Genomic DNA, 20,279 nt, shown 5'->3' on the forward strand with positions numbered 1-20,279 from the left:
CGTACCACCGAGTTACCACTTCCAAGAGAAATATGAGCAGAGTTTCTAGACGGCAATTTATCATTACAGCAGGCGCAGCCACAGCCGGAAGCTTGCTGGCTCATGGCTGTAGTTCCGGCCCCACCGATAGCGCCAAGTCCGCTTCAAAATCTTCCCCCGTTGCCACCAGCACGGCAGCCAACGCGCCGAAAGTAGAAACAACCACCGCCAAGCTAGGATTTATTGCTCTAACGGATTCCGCGCCCCTAGTTGTAGCCCAGGAAAAAGGGTTGTTTGCCAAATACGGCATGACAGAGGTTGAGGTTGTCAAGCAAGCTTCCTGGCCCGTCACCCGCGATAACTTGGAGCTAGGCACAGCCGGTAACGCCGGTGGGATTGATGGGGCGCATATTTTATCCCCCATGCCTTACTTTATGAGCTTGGGACAAACCAAGAACAAGCAGCCAGTGCCGATGTACATCCTGGCGCGGTTAAATACCAATGGTCAAGCAATTTCTGTTGCCAATACTTACAAAGAATCCAAAGTCGGCTTAGACAGCAAAGGACTCAAAGAAGCCTTTGCCAAAGCTGGGGGCAAAAATGACTTCAAGGCAGCCATTACCTATCCTGGTGGCACCCACGACCTCTGGATGCGCTACTGGTTAGCCGCAGGCGGCATCGATCCAAACAAGGATATTTCTACAGTCCCCGTACCACCGCCTCAGATGGTGGCGAATATGAAAACGGGCAACATGGAAGCCTTCTGTGTAGGCGAACCGTGGAACGCCCAGCTGGTGAACCAAGGGCAGGGTTACACCGCCTTGGTAACGGGAGAACTGTGGAAAGACCATCCCGAAAAAGCTTTTGCGATGCGGGCTGATTGGGTAGATAAAAATCCCAATTCTGCCAAAGCACTGCTAATGGCAATCCAAGAAGCCCAGCAGTGGTGCGATAAGGCAGAAAACAAAGAAGAGATGTGCCAAATTGTCTCCCAAGCAAAATGGTTTAAAGTCCCAGCCAAAGATATTATCGAACGCTCCAAAGGCAACATTGACTACGGCGATGGTCGCCCGGTCGTGCAAAATAGTCCGCTACTGATGAAGTTCTGGTCAGATAACGCTTCTTATCCCTACAAGAGTCACGACACCTGGTTCCTAACTGAAAACATCCGTTGGGGGAATATTCCTGCTGACACCAACATTAAAGAACTTGTTGACAAAGTGAACCGGGAAGACCTCTGGAAAGAGGCAGCCAAAGCACTAGGAGTTCCTGCTTCAGAAATTCCGACTAGCAGTTCTCGCGGTGTTGAAACGTTCTTTGATGGCGTCAAATTTGACCCCGAAAAGCCAGAGGAATACTTGAAGAGTCTCAAGATTAAGAAGGCATAAATCGCGAACAGCGAATAGTTCCAGAGGAATCGGCTATTCGCTGTTCGCTAGCCAATGACGAATCAATATGATTAACAATTAGGAGGGAGAATGACCGCTAGAACTGAGTATCGCCTTTCAAGTAATAATCCCCAGAAATTAATCGGAACCTTCTTTCAGAAGAAACTTAAACATATTGTGCCACCGCTGCTAGCACTTGCAGCTTTTATGATCCTTTGGCAAATCCTCTGCCCTCCGGGTTCTAAAGGTTTGCCAGGGCCAATCCAAGTACTAAGAGAAACTTGGAATCCCTATATTATCAATCCATTTTTTGATAATGGCGGTACGGATAAAGGCTTGGCGTTGCAAATTTTCGCCAGTTTACAACGGGTAGCGATTGGCTTCTCTCTGTCTACCTTAGTTGGGATTGGGTTGGGGATTTTGATTGGTACCAATCAGTTTACTTACCGCGCTTTAGACCCCCTCTTTCAGGTTCTGCGTACCATTCCCCCTCTGGCATGGCTACCGATTTCTCTGGCAGCATTTCAACAAAGCAATCCCTCAGCTATTTTTGTAATTTTTATCACGTCGATATGGCCCATTATTATTAACACCACCGTGGGAGTGCAGCAGATTCCTCAAGATTACCGAAACGTTGCTAGAGTATTGCGGCTTTCTAAGCAGAAGTATTTCTTTAAGATTCTCTTTCCCGCAGCGGTTCCTTATATCTTTACTGGACTGAGAATTGGCATTGGTTTGTCTTGGTTAGCAATTGTTGCGGCTGAAATGTTGGTAGGCGGTGTGGGAATTGGTTTCTTCATCTGGGATGCTTACAACAACTCTTTACTAAGCCAAATTATTCTCGCGCTTGTCTATGTCGGCATTGTAGGTCTGCTGCTAGATAGGCTGGTCGGTTTCGTCGCCTCCAAAGTTGTACCAGAGGAACAGAAGTAAGGACTGAGGACTGAGTAGGAAGTATTAAGTAAACTCTTCGCCCTTAACTTCTCAACTCATCCTCAATCCTTATCCCCGACTCCTCTTTTAGTTCCTTCTCTCAGTCCTCAGCCCTCATACCTCAGTCCTCACTTCTCTCAGTCCTCATACCTCAGCCCTATTGCTATGTCTGTCTTTGTAGAAATTGACCATGTTGACCGGGTGTACTCGCTTGCCAATGGCGGTACTTATGTGGCACTCAAGAATATTGACCTGAAAATCAAACAAGGTGAATTTGTTTCTTTAATTGGACATTCTGGATGCGGCAAATCAACCCTGCTAAATATGGTGGCTGGTCTAGATAGACCGACGAGTGGGGGTGTGATTTTAGAAGGGCGACAGGTGACTTCGCCGGGACCAGACCGAATGGTCGTGTTCCAAAATTATTCGCTGCTTCCCTGGCTCACCGTGCGGGAAAACATCGCTCTGGGGGTAGATGAAGTATTACAGGACCGGCCCAGAGGTGAGCGCAAGGGGATTGTGGAGCATCACATCGATTTGGTGGGATTGCGGCACGCTGCGGATAAACGACCCGGTCAGCTATCGGGGGGAATGAGACAGCGGGTAGCGATCGCGCGTGCCCTCGCCCTTCGTCCTAAGTTGCTGCTACTCGATGAACCGTTCGGCGCACTAGACGCCTTGACACGGGGCGGCTTGCAAGAAAAGCTGATGCAAATCTGTCAGGAAAGCAAAGTCACCGCAATCATGGTGACGCACGATGTGGACGAAGCGCTGCTACTGTCTGACCGGATTGTGATGCTGACTAACGGCCCAGATGCCCATATCGGGCAAATTCTGGAAGTCTCGATTCCTCGCCCACGTAAGCGGATGGAGGTTGTCAATCATCCCAGCTACTACGGTTTGCGGAATGAGATGATTTACTTCCTCAACCAGCAGAAAAAGGCCAAGCAGCGCAAAGCAACGCAACCGGCGGTGGTTGCCCGGAATGGGTTGGAGAAAGTCAATCTGGAAATTGGCTTTATTCCCCTAACTGACTGCGCCCCTTTAGTGGTGGCAAAAGAAAAAGGTTTCTTCGCCAAGCACGGGTTAGAAGATGTGACGCTGAATCGCGAACCCAGTTGGAAAGCGATCGCGCAAGGGGTGGCGACGGGACGCCTAGACGCTGCCCAGATGGTTGCCGGAATGCCGATGGCAATGACCTTGGGAGCCGATGGCCCGCCAATGCCCGTATGTACGGCGATGACTTTATCGCGCAATGGCAATGCGATTACCTTCAGTAAGGATTTGTACGATCGCGGCGTTCGCACCTTGGCAGATTTCAAGGAAGCGATCGCGCAAACTCCTGACAAGATCCATACACTCGGAGTGGTGCATCCTGCCTCTATGCACAACATGATGCTGCGCTACTGGCTGGCAAGTGGCGGCATCGATCCCGACCGAGATGTCAGTTTGACGGTGATTCCACCCGCCCAGATGGTCGCTAATCTGAAATCTGGAAGTATTGATGGCTACTGTGTCGGCGAACCTTGGAACTCTCGCGCCGTTCATGAAAAACTCGGTTTTGTCATCGCCACCGATATGGAGTTGTGGGCGGGACATCCGGAGAAGGTACTCGGATGCCAGGAAGAATGGGCAAATAAGTACCCGCAAACTCATATCGCATTGATAAAAGCGCTTTTGGAAGCTTGCGAATACTGCGATGACCGACGCAATCGGGAAGAAATTGTCAACTTACTGTGTCAGCCGCAATACATCGGCTCCGCCCCAGAATACACCCGTCCCGGCTTTATCGATCCCTACATTCGCGGGACGGGCGCAGCACCCGAACAGATGTTGCGTTATAACCAGTTCTTTGTCGATAAAGCGAACTTTCCAGAACCGGAGGAAGGACTGTGGGTGATGACTCAGCTAGCACGATGGGGAATTGTTCCGTTCCCCAAAAACTGGCTAGAAATTCAAGAACGAGTGCGGCGCATCGATGTATTTAGGGAAGCGGCGCGGGAACTCGGCTTAATGGATATCGGACGCGATCGCGCACCCATGCAAATGTTTGATGGCACCATTTTCAATCCCGACGATCCCATTAAGTACCTCAATAGCTTGGAAATTAAGCGTCCAATTCGTATCGAAGAGATTAACATCGACCCCTTAGTTGCGAGTCGTTAGTAATCAGTCATTAGCCATTCGCTAATGGAACTATGGCAAGAACAATTCGCGATTAGCTATTAACAACCTTCACCTCCCCATGCATACTTTGAACAACACTGGCGTCGTCACCCAACTAACCCAAGAAACCGTCAACCGCGACCCGTTTTTGGTCATTGAAGACGTTTCCAAGGTTTATCCCACTCCTACCGGACCGTATACCGTTCTAGATGGGGTAAACCTCACCGTCTATGAAGGCGAATTTATCTGCCTGATTGGTCACTCTGGTTGCGGCAAATCCACCCTGTTAAACATGGTGTCAGGTTTCAATAAGCCAACTGACGGTGAAGTGCGCCTGGAAACCCTGAAAATCCGCGAACCCGGCCCAGACCGGATGATGGTATTCCAGAATTATTGCTTGCTTCCCTGGCTGACTGCCTTCGAGAACGTTTACCTAGCAGTGGATTCTGTTTATCCTGGCAAACCCCGGTCAGAAAAAGTCACCATCGTTCGGGATCACCTCGCAATGGTGGGGCTGACTGAAGCAGCAGATAAAAAACCATCTCAGCTGTCTGGAGGGATGAAACAGCGAGTCGCGATCGCGCGTGCCCTCTCAATTCGCCCTAAAGTATTAATCCTGGATGAGCCATTCGGCGCTTTAGATGCCATCACCAAGGAAGAATTACAAGAGGAACTGCTGACCATCTGGCGCGAACATCAAGTTACTGTCTTGATGATTACCCACGACATCGACGAAGCACTCTTCCTAGCAGATCGGCTGGTGATGATGACCAACGGGCCATCGGCAAACATCGGTGAAGTTTTGAAAATTCCCTTCGCCCGCCCCCGGAATCGCGCCCGGATTATGGAAGACCCGGAATATTACAACCTGCGGAACTACGCCCTCGACTTTCTGTTCAACCGATTTGCTCATGATGATGATTAGTCATCGCTTGTTAGGTATTATCCAATGGGTAATCCCCAACAAGCGATGAAAGTATGGCTAATCGCAATTAGCAATTAGCAATTAGCAACGGACGACTGACGAATGACAACTGACAGTACAAAAACCCTTTGCCCTTACTGCGGCGTAGGCTGTGGATTGGAGGTGACACCTCCAGCGCAAGCCGGTAAGCCAACGCATCGGGATGCTCAAGGGAATCCCATCTGGAAAGTGCAGGGCGATCGCGCGCACCCTTCCAGTCACGGGATGGTGTGTGTCAAAGGTGCTACCGTTGCCGAGTCCCTTTCCAAAGACCGCCTTCTCCATCCGATGATCCGCGACTCCCTGGATGAACCTTTCCGCCGCGCCACCTGGGAGGAAGCCTTGGATCTCGTCGCGAGCAAGATTCAAAACGTTCTGGCAACTCAAGGATCGGACGCCGTGTGTATGTACGGCTCCGGGCAACTGCAAACTGAAGATTACTACGTTGCTCAGAAACTGCTCAAAGGGTGCCTGGGCACGAATAATTTTGATTCCAACTCGCGCTTGTGTATGTCCTCCGCCGTTGCGGGTTATATGCAAAGCTTTGGTTCAGATGGCCCCCCTTGCTGCTACGAAGATTTAGACTTAACCGACTGTGCTTTTATCATCGGTAGCAACACCGCCGACTGTCACCCGATCGTTTTTAACCGCCTGCGGAAACACCACAAAAAAAATTCCCACGTCAAAATGATTGTGGTCGATCCGCGCCGGACGAACACCGCTGAGGCAGCAGATTTGCACTTAGCGATTCGCTCAGGCACCGATATGGATCTACTCAATGGCATCGCTCACCTGCTGATGCGTTGGGGCGCGATTGATACTTATTTCATTGAAGACTGCACGACGAATTTTCCGGCTTTTGCAGAAGTCATCCAGCACTATCCACCGGAAGTGGTCGCCGAACGATGCGGTATTTCCATCTCTGACCTGGAAACAGCAGCTCGATACTGGGCACAGTCGAAGCGCGTGCTGTCTCTGTGGTCGATGGGCGTGAATCAGTCTTCTGAAGGCACTGCCAAGGTGCGAACGATCGTGAATCTGCACCTGATGACGGCTCAGATTGGCAAACCCGGTGCAGGGCCGTTTTCCCTGACGGGTCAACCGAATGCGATGGGCGGTCGGGAAACCGGCGGTCTTTGCCACATTCTGCCCGGATATCGAGTGGTCAAAAATCCCCAACATCGAGCGGAACTTGAAGCGTTTTGGCAACTCCCCGCCGGACAAATTTCGCCCTATCCGGGTCGCACGGCGTGGGACATTATCACGGGTTTGGAAACCGGAGATGTGGGCGTTCTCTGGATTGCCGCTACGAACCCGGCTGTCAGTTTACCTGACTTGGAACGTGCGAAAGCTGCATTGCAGCGATCGCCTTTTACGGTCTATCAAGACGCCTACTACCCCACTGAAACCGCCGCCTTTGCTCACGTTTTGCTACCAGCAGCGCAGTGGAGCGAGAAAACCGGCACAATGACCAACTCTGAGCGAGTGGTCACGCTGTGTCAGGCATTTCGCACTCCCCCAGGAGAAGCCAAACCCGATTGGCAAATATTTACAGAAGTCGCACGGCGCTTAGGTTTTGCTGAAAAATTTCCCTACGAGACGCCAGCCTCCATCTATGCCGAATATGTGAAGCTGACACGCGATCGCGTTTGCGATATGAGCGGTCTCAGTCACGAACGACTGGCGCAAGAAGGTCCGCTTCAGTGGCCCTGTCCCGATCGTAGTTTTGATACCCCAAGTTTGAGTTCTCCGTTAAACTCTTCAACTCAAAACTCAAAATGTGCTACGCACCGCTACGCTAACAAAACTCAAAACTTAAAACGGCTTTACACTGATTTTCGCTTTCCGACGCCGGATGGACGGGCGCGGTTTGGAGCCTATCATTCGCGGGGGCTGGCAGAACCGCCCGATCCCAATTATCCTTTTGTTCTGACGACGGGCAGACTTTACGGACACTGGCACACCCAAACCCGTACCGGACGAATTGATAAAATTCGGCAGATGCACCCGCAGCCATTCATTGAAATTCATCCCCGCGATGCGGCCTCTCTGAAGATTCAGGAAAATGATTGGGTGGAAGTGCGAACCCGTCGGGGCACGGCGCGATTCCCTGCCAGAGTCACCAAGGCGATCGCTCCCGGTGTTACCTTTGTCCCCATGCACTGGGGCGCTCTTTGGGCAGATGGTGCCGAAGCGAACGCCCTCACCCATGCCGAATCTTGTCCCGAATCACTGCAACCGGAACTGAAAGCTTGTGCGGTGCAACTGGTGCCCTTGACTGCTGAAAAAGTTGACTCTGAGTATCTACTCCACCCCACTCAGTCCAAGGCTTTTTCCTCCGCCTTGTCTGTTTAAAATTGCCCCTAAGCTGAGGTAATTTATTCTCAATTCTGGCGTTTGAAATTCAATTTTTTTAGGCTTAAAAAGGGGGACGGCATTACCGTATCCCTTTTTTTATCAATCACGTCGGTCTGCTCTCCAGTGAGAAGATTGGGGCGAGGTGCTGTCGGATTTCTTCTTTTGTCAATCATTAGATCGCCTGGTGATACCAATTCTCTATGAAGTGACGCGGAAAAAAGCGGAGATAATATCATCCCATATACAAATAGAAGCGATCGCAGACTTGCTTTATTCACTCACTACTGGAGTATCTTCCAACGCAGCTCGCTCCCAATCTCCCAAATTCGCCCCTGCCTCATAAGTGCTTTGTAGGAATTGCAGCACGGCTGTATCTGGATCGTCTGCTTGTCGCACCGCCTCATAGGGCAGGACAAATTCTTGTAGCTCCGGGCTATAGAATGCAGACTGTGGTTGAATTGGATAATCCTTAAATCCTCTTGGTGTTGGGTAGGCGTAGGCATAAAATAAGGCTTCTGTTGAACCACCCCCAAACCAAAAACCACAACTGCTGACTTCATGGGAATAAGCCTCTCGCGTTACCCAATCTGCCATGTTGGGTACACCTCCTGGATGTTCGGGTGCCCTTCGTCCCGAAAAGCGAGTCACAGCCAGATCGAAACTGCCCCAAAAGAAATGGACAGGACTGCACTTTCCGATATAGTGGGAGCGAAATACGGTCATGATGCGATTGGCTTGTACCAGAATTTGCCAGAAGCGTTGAGCAGATTCCGGATTGTAAGCATGATGTTGATGGTCTTGCTCAAATGGAATCGCATCGGCAATTTCTTGGGGCATTGTCCAGATTTGCACTTCGATACCGAGATCCTTCAGGGTGTTCATCACTTCCTGATAAAAATCAGCCACCGAGCGAGGAGCAAGTGCCAGACTTTTGGTTGTACCTTCGCTTGTCTCGATTTTGAGTTGGTGAGCGAGAAAATCAAAGGTGATTTGAAAGCTGCGTGTTCCGTTAGGAATTGAACCAGTGGTAAGTCCAGGGGTGGTGACATACAGCGTCGAGTGCCACCAATGGTTGATTTTCGGGGCTAATGCTAACGGGATTTTACCAATAATTTGTGTCCACAAATGCAGCGTTTGATAGGTATCTTGCCAAGCTGAGAGTGACAAAGGGAGCCAAACAGCGTTCGATGAGCGGTGAGCAGAAGTCGTCATGAGATGAATCTCCATGCTCAGGATTGGCGGTAGATACTATAAACAGTATCAGGCTTTGAAAAAGATTTGATTACCCAACTGTTTAGAGAGGAGATTATGCAAGGATTGGTAATTTATCAAAATATCCTCTAACAGTGACAGCAACGAGAAAGGTTAGCATTGATTATGCATCAGCTTATCCGTCGGTTTGGCGCGATCGCTCCCGAACTACAAACTAAAATTCAGCAATTATCCATTCCCCAGTAAGAATATTTGGGCGAGGCGCTGTTGGATTTCTCCTCTGTAAATGATTTGAGCGCTTGGTTAGAAACTTAGGAGCAATAGACAATTGGATTTAAAAGAAAACTTGCGATCGCATCTGACCCAGATAGTACGCGATCGCGACCCTTATCTCGCCAGTTCGGGGCATTTCTACGTCCAGCATTACATCCGCGAACAACTGCAACAATGGGGAACTGTAGAAACCCACGAGTTCAGCATTCGCGGTCAAAACCATCAGAATCTCATTCTGAATCTACCAGCTGCGACAAATAATCAGAAGCCACCGATTCTTATTGGCGCACATTATGACGCTGCACCTGGAACCCCAGGCGCAGATGATAATGCCACGGGTGTCGCCGCGCTATTGGAATTGGCGAGAATTTTCGCAGCAGAACCTGCAAAATACCCGGTGCGATTGGTTGCTTTTGATATGGAAGAATACGGGATGCTAGGGAGTCAGCAATATGCATCTGATTTAAAGCAACAAGGACAATCACTTCGTTTGATGCTTTCCTTAGAAATGCTGGGATATTGCAACTCCGCCCCTGGTTCGCAACGCTATCCGGCCGGATTAGAACGCTTTTACCCGAATCGAGGTGATTACATTGCTTTGATTGGCAATTTGCCGACCATTCCTGATTTAATCCACCTGAGTCGCAACATTCGTAAAGTTGGGGTTCCAAGCGAATGGTTGCCGGTGCCGAATAAAGGTTTAATCGTCAGCTCAACGCGACTGAGCGATCACTCGCCCTTCTGGGATTTAGGCTATAAAGCAATGATGGTGACAGATACAGCATTTATGCGAAATCCCCATTACCATCAACCGAGCGACACCATAGAAACCCTGGATTTAAACTTTCTGACCGGCGTCTGTCGCGGTTTGGCTTCCGGTATTAGCCGTCTGTGAAAGATGACTTGCATACCGCACAATTAATTAGATAAACTTCTAATTAGATATGTATCTAATTAGACGTAAAACGATGGAAAAAGCGGAATTTCAAACCCTGCTACGCTTCTTCAAGGTTCTCGCTGACGAAAGCCGATTGAAGATTTTGGGGATTCTGGCGAATCGGGAATGCAGCGTCGAAGAATTAGCCGCGATTGTGAAACTGAAGGAGCCGACTGTCTCCCATCATTTGGGTAAACTGAAAGAACTCAATTTGGTGAATATGCGCCCTGACGGCAATACTCATTTGTATCGACTCAATAGCGAGGCGCTGCAAAACTTTAGCAAAGAGATTTTCACCCCAGATAACATGGCTTCTCTCGTCGAAGATGTAGAAGGGGAAGCATGGGAGAGCAAGGTATTGAAAAACTTTTTTGAGGACGTTAGCGAAGCGGGATGCGATCGCGTCCTTCGTTTGAAAGAAATTCCTGCCAGTCGTAAAAAACGCCAAGTGATTCTCAAGTGGTTGGCAAACCAATTTGAAATCGGGATTAATTACCCAGAACTTCAGGTGAATGAAATCATCAAGCGCCACCATCCTGACTGCGCCACTCTGCGGCGAGAGTTGATAGCCTCTAAACTGATGCAGCGGGAAAATGGTGTGTATTGGCGTTTAGAGACCAGTATTGAGTAAGTAGGGACACGACACTGCCGTGTCTCTACCTCTGAGGGTAAATAAGTTTAAACTAGCGCGTAAACCTTCGCTTCCCACGGGAAGATGCCTTCTCTGCCTACCCATTCAGCAGGAACCATGCGATCCTGGGCGATTTCTTTCCACTGTTTACCAGCCGGAGTTGCAGGCCAATTGGGTATTTTATAGTCAGAACCGGGGGGAGTCCCGTACTCAGAGAAATTCGCCACCACAATCACTAATCGATCGTCTTTGCCTCGCTGCCAGACGATAACTCGCTTGCCTTCATTGAAGTCAGAATGGATAAAATGAGTGTCATTTACGGCTAAAGCATCAGAAGTAGTCCGAAACTTCACTAATCTACAAACATAATTGAAAATACGCTGTCGCCAATCATCTGTCAGACGGCTGTAGTTGACCGGATCAACCTGTTTTTTATGGTCATCTGAAGTTGGCAAGTCATTTTGATCGGCGAATTCATCTCCTGCCAAAATCATCGGAATCCCGACAGCAGTGAGCAAACAAACAAATGCTAGCTTGATGCGCTTTTCTGTATCAAAAACTTGATTATTATTTAGGTAGCTGTAGAAGCGTTCGTTGCCAAAGCCTCCTACATCATGGGAAGTCAGATAATTAACTGCTTGAGAACCATCTGCAAACCCTAAATTACGACAGTCAATGAGTTTGCGGACGCTCCATTCAAAGCTAGGCTCATCAGACGAATTTTGTCCTAGAATGACGCTACGGATAATATGCTTAAACTTTTCGTTCCACAACCCATCGAGACGATTCTGTGAAATTAAAGCTAGCGGTACGCTTAATTCTTCACCGACTACGAGAAATTTATCGCCGCTTCCTTCCCGTTCCTGCCAAAGCGATCGCGCATAATCTTTGAATTCCTGTAAAAAGTCATAATTGCCGATATTGTTGACGCTATCGAGGCGCAAACCATCTACCCGATAGTAATCCATCCAGTGGGCGATGTAGGCTTTCATATATTCGCGGGCAGGAACAAAACGCGATCGCGTACCTGCAAGCGGATGATACCCTTCTACCCAATAGTTGTACTTAAACAAATCACCGCCAAATCCGTCCCGATTTCCTTGTTCTGGATCGCCACTATTAAACTTGATGTAAAATTCTAGATAATTAACGTTGCGGTAAGGATTGTTGTAAGAGAAAGCCATTACCGCATCAACAAAAAAGCGCACGCCGTGTTGATGGCAAACTTTGATGAGATTGATTAAATCGGTGGAAGCCGTGGGCGCTTCTTGGCTGTCCGGGCGACCTAAGTCATAATCGGCTGCGAAATAATTAGCCGTACCGTAGCCCCAATTATCTGTTTGATCGCTATCAGATGGCGGTAAAAGTTCCAAAGCATTGACACCTAATTCCACCAGATGAGCGCGGTTCTGTAAGGCGCGGACTGAGGAAAAAGTAGGTGCGATCGCTTCTTCCACAAATAGAGAAACTACGTCTCGAAAAGTCCCGTTTCCTTCTTGAATTCCCCCAGTTGAACGAATTCGAGTCCAGCGAGTGGGCAACTCGTAAATCACTAGCCGATTATTCGGTTGTAGGTTTTCTATCGTATCTCCTTCCCAGTCCGCTGTTTGCCCCTTCGGATCGCACGGAACCAGCATTTTATCTCGGTAGAGGATGACGCTAGCTGGATCTAGGTCGGACATTCCCTCTTCTGAAAGGATTTTCGGTGCAGAGAAACGCCGATCCACCGTGTAAGCGGTAGGATCGGTGCAGTAGAGAATTCGATGGGTGTTGGTGTAGGCGTCAGTGTCGCGGACTTTAAACCAGTAAAAATAAACCTCTCCGTCTGTTAAATTGCAGTTTTCCGCTGGTATTTCCCAAAGTTCTGGAAAATCTGTTGATTGGATTAAGTCGAATTCTTGAAAATTTTCAAATGAGCTTGGATTATCTCCAGCGAAGTCGCCGATGTAAAGCGTTGGAGGGGGTTTAATATCTCCTGGACGCCACAAAACGAAATGTGTCTGTTTGCGATGCAATAAATCAGGAAGCATTACAGAAACCCCTTGAATACGAAGGTTAGCTACGAGCTTTTACACACGAGAACAGACTGCTATTCCAGATAAAAGGTGAATCCCGAGACTGGAAGAAAGAGATAGTTACTTGAATTCACAGAATATTCTTTAAAATGGAATCCCATCATCCTCTTCATCTTCCTGCTCTTTGGGATTCAACCGCCAGATAGTAGTTTTCTCTTCTTCCACGGGAAGTTCCGCGACCAATTCTCCTAAGTCCTTCTGAAGATTTTGGGTTAGCGTTACCGGAAACTCTAAATCAATTCCATGAATTTCCGCTATTCTTGCCAACTGGTTAAACGGAATCTTTTTTGTAGTTCGCTCATAACTGGATAATTGGAAATATTTCGTCTCTGATAGTTCCTGTGCCTGCATTGCGGCTTTGAGCCTATTTTGGATGTGGTCAATTTCGGTATCTAGCAACTTCCATTCCTGCTCAATTTCTCGATAGCGTTGGGCTAGAGCTGTTACATCTTCCTGTTCTGGATCTGGACTACTCAATTGAGTTAATTCCAACAGCCGCTGATGCACGTGAGCCAGATAAATCGGGTCCATTTTTGCATACTGTAGCTGACTTTCTGTCAGCGGTCGCTGTCCCCAATCGCTGCTTTGTTCGGTTTTGTCTATATTGGGAAAATAGCACAGCTTTTCTGCCAGAGTTCTCAATTGTAAATTTGGTACTGGCAATAAATAGTAAGGGATTGATTTGGCAATCTCTAAGGTGCAACTTACATTTTTAGCTTTGGTTTTACCTAATAACTTCAGATCGTAGCTGGAATTGTGGAAGACCTTTTCAATTGCAGGATTAACCATAATTTCTTTAATAAAGATTTCTGCAATTTCAGGATTATCTAAAACATCTAAGATGCAAACGCTATCTCCGCTTACATCGGTAAAGTCATCTAATATTTGAATTAAAGAGAGTTTAGGCTTGCGAGTATTATAATCGGCAACTTCCGTATCTAAGTACAAAAGCTGGCGTTTTGAATATTCATCAATTAGAACTTTAGCTTTCTCTGTTTCGGTGAAGTAAAGCATTCTCTAAAACATCCTTTTTGTAAATAAAAGTTAAATAAAAGGTTAGATTATTTATTTTAATTTTAGAAGTTATAGCAATTAATATTTATAAATTTTCCTGCTACAAAAGCTACTTTTATATTAAAAAACATGTTTATTAAAAAAGTTTGGATGTTTTTAAACTAAAACCGGACAAACTAGCAACGGTATTTATAATAAGAATTAATTAGAAAGATTTTATCATCAACATCGCGCAATTATTTTTTATTATGCATTCCAATCTACCTTCCCACGTAAATAACCGCTGGCAATTCTGGATCGATCGGGGTGGTACGTTTACTGATATTGTGGCGCGGCGTCCAGATGGACAACTGGTGATTCATAAGCTGCTGTCGGAGAATCCCGAACGGTATACTGACGCGCCGATACAGGGAATTCGGGACATTTTGGGAATTGCGGCAGATGCACCTATTCCATCGGAACAGATTGCAGTTGTCAAGATGGGAACCACTGTGGCGACGAATGCGCTACTGGAACGCAAGGGCGATCGCACTCTTCTGGTCATTACTCAGGGATTTCGGGATGCCCTTCGCATCGGCTACCAAAATCGCCCCGATATCTTCGCCCGTCACATTGTATTGCCAGAGATGCTCTACGAGCGAGTGATTGAGGTCGAGGAACGCTACAGCGCCCAAGGCGAAGAATTAATCCCCCTAGAAACAGGATATATCGCATCTCTACAAGAAGCATACGACGACGGGATTCGCTCCTGTGCAATTGTCTTCATGCACGGCTATCGCTATCCCGAACACGAGAAACAAATAGCAGATGCAGCGCGGAAAATTGGATTTACCCAAGTCTCGGTATCGCACGAAGTTAGCCCGTTGATGAAGTTGGTGAGTCGCGGTGATACTACCGTTGTTGATGCTTATTTATCGCCTATTTTGCGGCGTTATGTAGATCGAGTTGCCAGTCAGCTAGCCAGTTTGGAATCGGAATTTTCAACTCAAAACTCTCCCCAGTTGATGTTCATGCAGTCCAACGGTGGACTTACTGATGCCCAACAGTTTCAAGGGAAAGACAGTATTTTATCTGGCCCTGCTGGGGGCATCGTCGGCGCGGTACAGACAAGCTTGATGGCGGGATTCGACAAAATTATCAGCTTTGATATGGGCGGAACTTCTACGGATGTCGCCCACTATAACGGCGAATACGAACGCACCTTTGAAACGGAAGTTGCCGGGGTACGACTGCGAACGCCGATGATGGCAATTCATACGGTTGCTGCTGGTGGCGGTTCGATTCTCTTTTTCGATGGGGCGAGGTATCGCGTGGGACCCGAATCAGCGGGGGCGAATCCGGGTCCCGCTGCCTATGGAAAAGGCGGTTCGCTAACGGTGACGGATTGCAATGTGATGGTGGGCAAGTTGCAACCGGAGTTTTTCCCGAAATTGTTTGGATCGAACGGAGATTTGCCGCTAGATGCAGAAGTAGTGCGGCAAAAGTTTAGTGAACTGGCGGCAGAAATTGGGGACAATCGGACGCCGGAACAAGTGGCGGCTGGATTTCTCGCGATCGCAGTTGAAACAATGGCGAGTGCAATTAAAAAAATCTCTCTCCAGCGCGGTTATGACGTTTCGGAATATACTTTGTGCTGTTTTGGGGGCGCAGGAGGACAACACGCTTGTCTGATTGCCGATGCGTTGGGGATGAAGCAGGTGTTTCTGCATCCCTATGCCGGCGTGTTATCCGCTTATGGCATGGGTTTGGCAGATATGCGGGTGCTGCGAGAACGGGCGGTGGAGGCGCATCTGAGTGAGGAGTTAGTGCTGAGTTTGGAGGGGATGTTAAGCCAGTTGGCAGGGGAGGGGGAGGAGGAATTAAACCGCCACGACGCCAAGGACGCAGAGGAAAGAGAGGAAGAAGAGACAAGGGAGGATGTTGAGATTGAGGTTTTTCGGAAGGTGCATTTACGGTATGAGGGGACTGATTCGGCGCTGATTGTAGATTTTGGGGATACGGCGGCGATGAGGGGGTGGTTTGAGGAGTTGCACCGGCAGCGTTACGGCTTTGTTGTGGAAGATAAAAGGCTGATTGTAGAGGCAGTTTCAGTTGAGGTGGTGGCGAAGACGGAGAGAGTAGAGGAAGCAGTCATTCAGCGTCGCAGTGATGAACTTCCCTCGCCGGTGGCAACTGTACAGATGTATGCGGCGGATCGGTGGCACGAGACGCCAGTGTATAAGCGAGAGGATTTGCAACCCGGAGACTGGATTTCTAGCCCTGCTATCATTGCCGATGCGACGGGTACGAATGTGATTGAACCCGGTTGGCAGGCACAACTAAGCGATCGCAATCATCTGATTTTACAGCGTTCGGCAGATTTACAATTCTCGATCCAAAATCTAGAATCGAGAATCCTCAATCGTCCCGATCCGGTGATGCTGGAGATTTTCAATAATTTGTTTGGCGCGATCGCCGAACAAATGGGCATTACTCTGCAAAATACCAGTTCCTCAGTCAACATCAAAGAACGCTTAGATTTCTCCTGTGCAATTTTTGACCAACACGGGCAGTTAGTCGCCAACGCCCCCCATATTCCCGTACATTTGGGTTCCATGAGTGAAAGCGTCAAAAGTTTAATTGACGCCTGTGGCGACACGATTCAACCCGGAGATGTCTTTGCCTCAAATAATCCCTACAACGGCGGCACGCACCTACCCGATATCACTGTAATTACCCCTGTATTTGCTTCCTCTCCAGACGCGATAAATCGCGTCTCTACAACCTCCCATCCCACGCTTCCCCTCTTCTACGTTGCCTCGCGGGGACATCATGCAGATATCGGCGGGATTACCCCAGGTTCCATGCCTCCAAACAGCACCACGGTAGAACAAGAAGGAGTGCTACTTGATAATTTCCAACTAGGAGAGGGAGGACATTTTCGAGAAAAAGAATTGCTGGAACTGCTGGCATCCAGCGCTTATCCAGCCCGAAATCCCAGTAAAAATATTGCAGATTTGCAAGCACAAATTGCGGCGAACGAACGCGGCGTGCAAGAACTCCACAAGATGATGGAGCATTATGGTTTAGAGACTGTGCAAGCGTATATGGGCTTTGTACAGGACAATGCGGAAGAGTCGGTACGTCGGGTTATCGAAGTTCTCAAAGATGGCAGTTTCACCTGTCCTCTGGATAATGGCAGCGCGATCGCAGTTACCATCACCATCAACAAATCGACTCGCAGCGCCAAAATAGATTTTACCGGCACTTCTCCTCAGCAACCGAGTAATTTAAACGCACCAGCAGCCGTGTGCAAGGCAGCAGTATTGTATGTCTTCCGCACTTTAGTGAATGACAATATTCCCCTCAATGCGGGTTGTCTCAAACCTTTGGAGATTTTTATTCCCGAAGGCTGTATGTTAAATCCGCGTTATCCTGCTGCTGTGGTGGCGGGAAATGTAGAGACTTCGCAAAACATTACCGATGCTTTGTATGGGGCGCTGGGGGTGATGGCAGCTTCCCAAGGAACCATGAATAATTTCACCTTTGGAAGCGATCGCTATCAATATTACGAAACCATCTGTGGTGGTTCCGGTGCTGGCGCTGACTTCGATGGCACCGACGCCGTACAAACTCACATGACAAACTCCCGTCTTACCGATCCAGAAGTATTAGAATGGCGATTTCCCGTCCTTTTAGAAAGTTTTGCGATTCGTCCCAATAGTGGCGGAAATGGGCATCATCATGGAGGAAATGGTGTTATCCGTCGCCTGCGTTTTCTTGAACCCATGACTGCTGGAATTTTATCCAGTCGTCGTGTCATTTCTCCCTTTGGTTTGCACGGTGGTGAAGCGGGTGCAGTCGGGAAAAATTATGTGCAGCGTAATGATGGGACTGTTCAGGAATTGGGTAGTACAGGGGTTGTAGAAATGCAGCCAGATGATGTGTTTGTAATAGAAACACCCGGAGGTGGTGGGTATGGTGATTTAACAAATGTATATGTTTAACCTTACTCTGATGGCCTTTGCCACAAGCCTCTTAGAGTACGGTTTGAACTACTTCTTTTAAAGTTTTACGTCTTTCGTTAATAAATCCATCGAAATTATCCTGTTTTAGAGCAGCATAAGCATTTGGAGAAATAAAGTGAGTTTTTAAAGTTTCTAGTAATTTAGCTTCATCTCCACCGTGCTTGACTTGGCAATCTTGGAAAAACTGCGATGGCAACTTATTTGCTTTAGTTTTATTGGTTGGTTCCCAAATGAGTGTCCGATTTAATATAGTATCAACCTGTTTCTCATATGATTTTTTATACACAGACTTCGGGAAGATATGGTCGTCCTGACACTCGCTATACTTAACAGACTGACCAGTCAAGAAGTCTTTTGCACCTTGACATACAACTAAACCCATAAGCCCCCGATATAAAGCAGATCGAGGATCATCAACTATATCCAGATTTAAGTCTTGATCTGCAAACTGTTGCAGCCATTGTGGTGCATCAGCGTTGCCATCGAGCCAACTGTCTAAATCTTTAACATCTTGATAAGTTTTGGTAAACCTTGAAGTATCGTAGCGCCGACTGAGAACACAGCCCCAATACCAGCGATCCACTTTTTGATAATCCTTTGCTCCTGCTGATTTTTCCTTGAGTTTATGCAAAAGAACAGCTAGTGTTACTAACAAAGTCGAATAAGGAATTAAGTTTTGACTAAAAGCACCATATTCGTGGATAATTCGGTTGTGCGCTTCTACTATAGAATTAGCGGCATCAGACCAACGCTTCTCAAAAGCAGTCGCTTCCAAGTCAATACCATCTAGTAAATCACGCCTACGAATTTCCTTTCCTTCCAAAAGAGCAATCACCCGAAGCAAAAATACAGGCTCAACCACTGAGGTGATTGTCTTGTGTTTCTTGCTAAAGCTCTCCCATAAATCTCGCAGTTTTATTTCCTTGAGGTATAGCTGTGCTACAGCAAGATCGAAAAGTGAAAGGCTGACTCCAGTTCTGTTGATACGCTCGAAGATATTAACGATATCTGCCTTGCTAGTCTCCTCAGGAAGAGCAACGACAGGAACCATAAACTGCTCTAGGTGTCGATAAAGTTCCTTAATCTGTCTACGTTGTTCACGTCCCCACACTGAGTGTCCCTCATCCAGCCAATCATCAAAATTGCTATAGTCTCGCAAAAGTGAGAAACGTACAGCTTTGTATTCGTTACAAAGTTTCTCAAAATTTGTTATGCGCCTTGTATCTCCCTTAGATACACCGATTACCGCTTCGTCAATATCTCCGTTCAAAGCTTCATCAAGGTTTAAATAAAAGCGATATGGATTTTTTACTCCCTTTAGACAAATATCCGGTTCATAAAAAGCATAGAACAATGAAGTGATCCGCTGTTGACCGTCTAAAACTAGCTGCACAGTTCCATGTGCCTTGGGACGCACCTGAGGGTTAACTTTCTCGACACCTTCGACAGGCCGAAAAGGAAACATAGGCGTTTTTGTTGGCGTATCTAACATGAGAAATGTTCCCATGAAATATCCATGAAGGAGCGATGTTAGGAACTCTTCAATATCGTCTCTTTCCCACACGAATGAGCGCTGGAATTCAGGTACAACTACCTTGCCGCTGTAAACGTCACCGATAAGCGATAAAAGATTTTTTGGATTTGCGTCGGGTGCCTTGACCACAGATTACTCCATTGAAACAACAATTCTAAGCTTTATATATGGTACAACGCTCTGCTTCGTAGATGATCGCGCCTACCTTTATTCATGCAAATTAGCTGGGAGATATTTTCCCGTTACATACAGCTTTTTTTGTTGAGCTGTGACGCGACTTTCAGGCATAAGCTGGCATCTGGATGCCTAAATCTTCCATCAATGCAGTAAGGGAAATTTTACGAAAACGTGCCAATTCTGCCAAGTATTCTATGCGTTGCGCTTGCAGCTTTTCTATCTGTTCGGTCAAGCGCAATAACTCGCTATACTCTGTAGGCGTCAGAGTTTCAGCCTGTCGCTTAGCAATCAATTCGTCATAATACGTCTGAATATCTGAAGAAATACTTTGATTAATTTTTATTAACAATTCAGCTTCGGCTTGCGGCAGGCTATTAGCTTTGCGCTGTCCTTGTAGTAAGAGGACTTGAGATACAAATTTCTCTAATTCAGGCAAGCTCAATTGTTCAACAGCCTTTAGCAACTCTTCTGAAGATAAGTGCTTATGTAAAATAAATTACACATAATAAAAAGTAGAATAAGCTAAAACAAAAGTCAAGAAAACAAGAGACTTATGAGATTTATTAGAGATTTAAGCCGAGAAACTCAAAGGATTCTCAAAAGAATTTATAAAGAAAGTAGACATCATCAA

At 47.3% G+C, this 20,279-nt stretch carries 13 protein-coding genes and 1 pseudogene; 9 read left to right on the forward strand and 5 right to left on the reverse strand.

Annotated features, from left to right (window positions below):
• Positions 1 to 32 precede the first annotated feature (32 nt).
• From NDI34_RS09735 to NDI34_RS09755, 5 genes are all read left to right on the forward strand, one after another.
• On the forward strand, positions 33 to 1,367 hold the full coding sequence (locus NDI34_RS09735) for a CmpA/NrtA family ABC transporter substrate-binding protein (protein ID WP_190410260.1): 1,335 nt from the start codon (positions 33 to 35) through the stop codon (positions 1,365 to 1,367).
• A gap of 90 nt (positions 1,368 to 1,457) precedes the next feature.
• On the forward strand, positions 1,458 to 2,300 hold the full coding sequence (gene ntrB / locus NDI34_RS09740) for a nitrate ABC transporter permease (protein WP_348232545.1): 843 nt from the start codon (positions 1,458 to 1,460) through the stop codon (positions 2,298 to 2,300).
• A gap of 165 nt (positions 2,301 to 2,465) precedes the next feature.
• Positions 2,466 to 4,466: a nitrate ABC transporter ATP-binding protein gene (locus NDI34_RS09745; RefSeq protein WP_348232546.1), complete on the forward strand. Its 2,001-nt coding sequence runs from the start codon at positions 2,466 to 2,468 to the stop codon at positions 4,464 to 4,466.
• Between the two features lie 79 nt (positions 4,467 to 4,545).
• Positions 4,546 to 5,391, forward strand: a complete 846-nt coding sequence (locus NDI34_RS09750; protein ID WP_190430024.1) for a nitrate ABC transporter ATP-binding protein — start codon at positions 4,546 to 4,548, stop codon at positions 5,389 to 5,391.
• A gap of 102 nt (positions 5,392 to 5,493) precedes the next feature.
• Positions 5,494 to 7,785, forward strand: coding sequence for a nitrate reductase (locus NDI34_RS09755; protein WP_348232547.1), 2,292 nt, complete (start codon positions 5,494 to 5,496; stop codon positions 7,783 to 7,785).
• A 273-nt stretch (positions 7,786 to 8,058) separates the two neighbouring features.
• On the opposite strand, the gene NDI34_RS09760 is transcribed toward NDI34_RS09755, so the two are convergent.
• Positions 8,059 to 9,000 (reverse strand): DUF5996 family protein, encoded by a 942-nt coding sequence (locus NDI34_RS09760; RefSeq protein WP_348232548.1) that lies wholly within the window; start codon positions 8,998 to 9,000, stop codon positions 8,059 to 8,061.
• Positions 9,001 to 9,153: 153 nt separating this feature from the next.
• Here NDI34_RS09760 and NDI34_RS09765 point away from each other — a divergent pair.
• From NDI34_RS09765 to NDI34_RS09775, 3 genes and pseudogenes are all read left to right on the forward strand, one after another.
• Positions 9,154 to 9,315: pseudogene (locus tag NDI34_RS09765) on the forward strand (DUF4351 domain-containing protein); the annotation flags it as partial.
• 13 nt (positions 9,316 to 9,328) lie between these two features.
• Positions 9,329 to 10,168 (forward strand): M28 family peptidase, encoded by an 840-nt coding sequence (locus NDI34_RS09770; RefSeq protein ID WP_348232549.1) that lies wholly within the window; start codon positions 9,329 to 9,331, stop codon positions 10,166 to 10,168.
• Positions 10,169 to 10,241: 73 nt separating this feature from the next.
• Positions 10,242 to 10,841 (forward strand): metalloregulator ArsR/SmtB family transcription factor, encoded by a 600-nt coding sequence (locus NDI34_RS09775; protein ID WP_348232550.1) that lies wholly within the window; start codon positions 10,242 to 10,244, stop codon positions 10,839 to 10,841.
• A 47-nt stretch (positions 10,842 to 10,888) separates the two neighbouring features.
• Here the strand turns inward: NDI34_RS09775 and NDI34_RS09780 are convergent, their stop codons facing one another.
• Both NDI34_RS09780 and NDI34_RS09785 read right to left on the reverse strand, forming a co-directional pair.
• Positions 10,889 to 12,871, reverse strand: a complete 1,983-nt coding sequence (locus NDI34_RS09780; protein ID WP_348232551.1) for an alpha-amylase family glycosyl hydrolase — start codon at positions 12,869 to 12,871, stop codon at positions 10,889 to 10,891.
• 129 nt (positions 12,872 to 13,000) lie between these two features.
• Positions 13,001 to 13,930 (reverse strand): ribonuclease D, encoded by a 930-nt coding sequence (locus NDI34_RS09785; RefSeq protein WP_190678969.1) that lies wholly within the window; start codon positions 13,928 to 13,930, stop codon positions 13,001 to 13,003.
• 248 nt (positions 13,931 to 14,178) lie between these two features.
• Between NDI34_RS09785 and NDI34_RS09790 the strand changes: the two genes are divergently transcribed.
• Entirely contained in the window at positions 14,179 to 17,916 is a 3,738-nt protein-coding gene (locus NDI34_RS09790; RefSeq protein WP_348232552.1) for a hydantoinase B/oxoprolinase family protein, read from the forward strand.
• A gap of 31 nt (positions 17,917 to 17,947) precedes the next feature.
• Here NDI34_RS09790 and NDI34_RS09795 read toward each other — a convergent pair whose 3' ends face one another.
• Both NDI34_RS09795 and NDI34_RS09800 read right to left on the reverse strand, forming a co-directional pair.
• On the reverse strand, positions 17,948 to 19,600 hold the full coding sequence (locus tag NDI34_RS09795; protein WP_348232553.1) for a DUF262 domain-containing protein: 1,653 nt from the start codon (positions 19,598 to 19,600) through the stop codon (positions 17,948 to 17,950).
• A 151-nt stretch (positions 19,601 to 19,751) separates the two neighbouring features.
• Positions 19,752 to 20,111 (reverse strand): STAS/SEC14 domain-containing protein, encoded by a 360-nt coding sequence (locus tag NDI34_RS09800; protein WP_348232554.1) that lies wholly within the window; start codon positions 20,109 to 20,111, stop codon positions 19,752 to 19,754.
• Positions 20,112 to 20,279 lie beyond the last annotated feature (168 nt).

Origin of the sequence: Trichocoleus sp. DQ-U1, from assembly GCF_039961925.1 — a bacterium.
Classification (GTDB): Bacteria; Cyanobacteriota; Cyanobacteriia; order Cyanobacteriales; family FACHB-T130; genus FACHB-T130.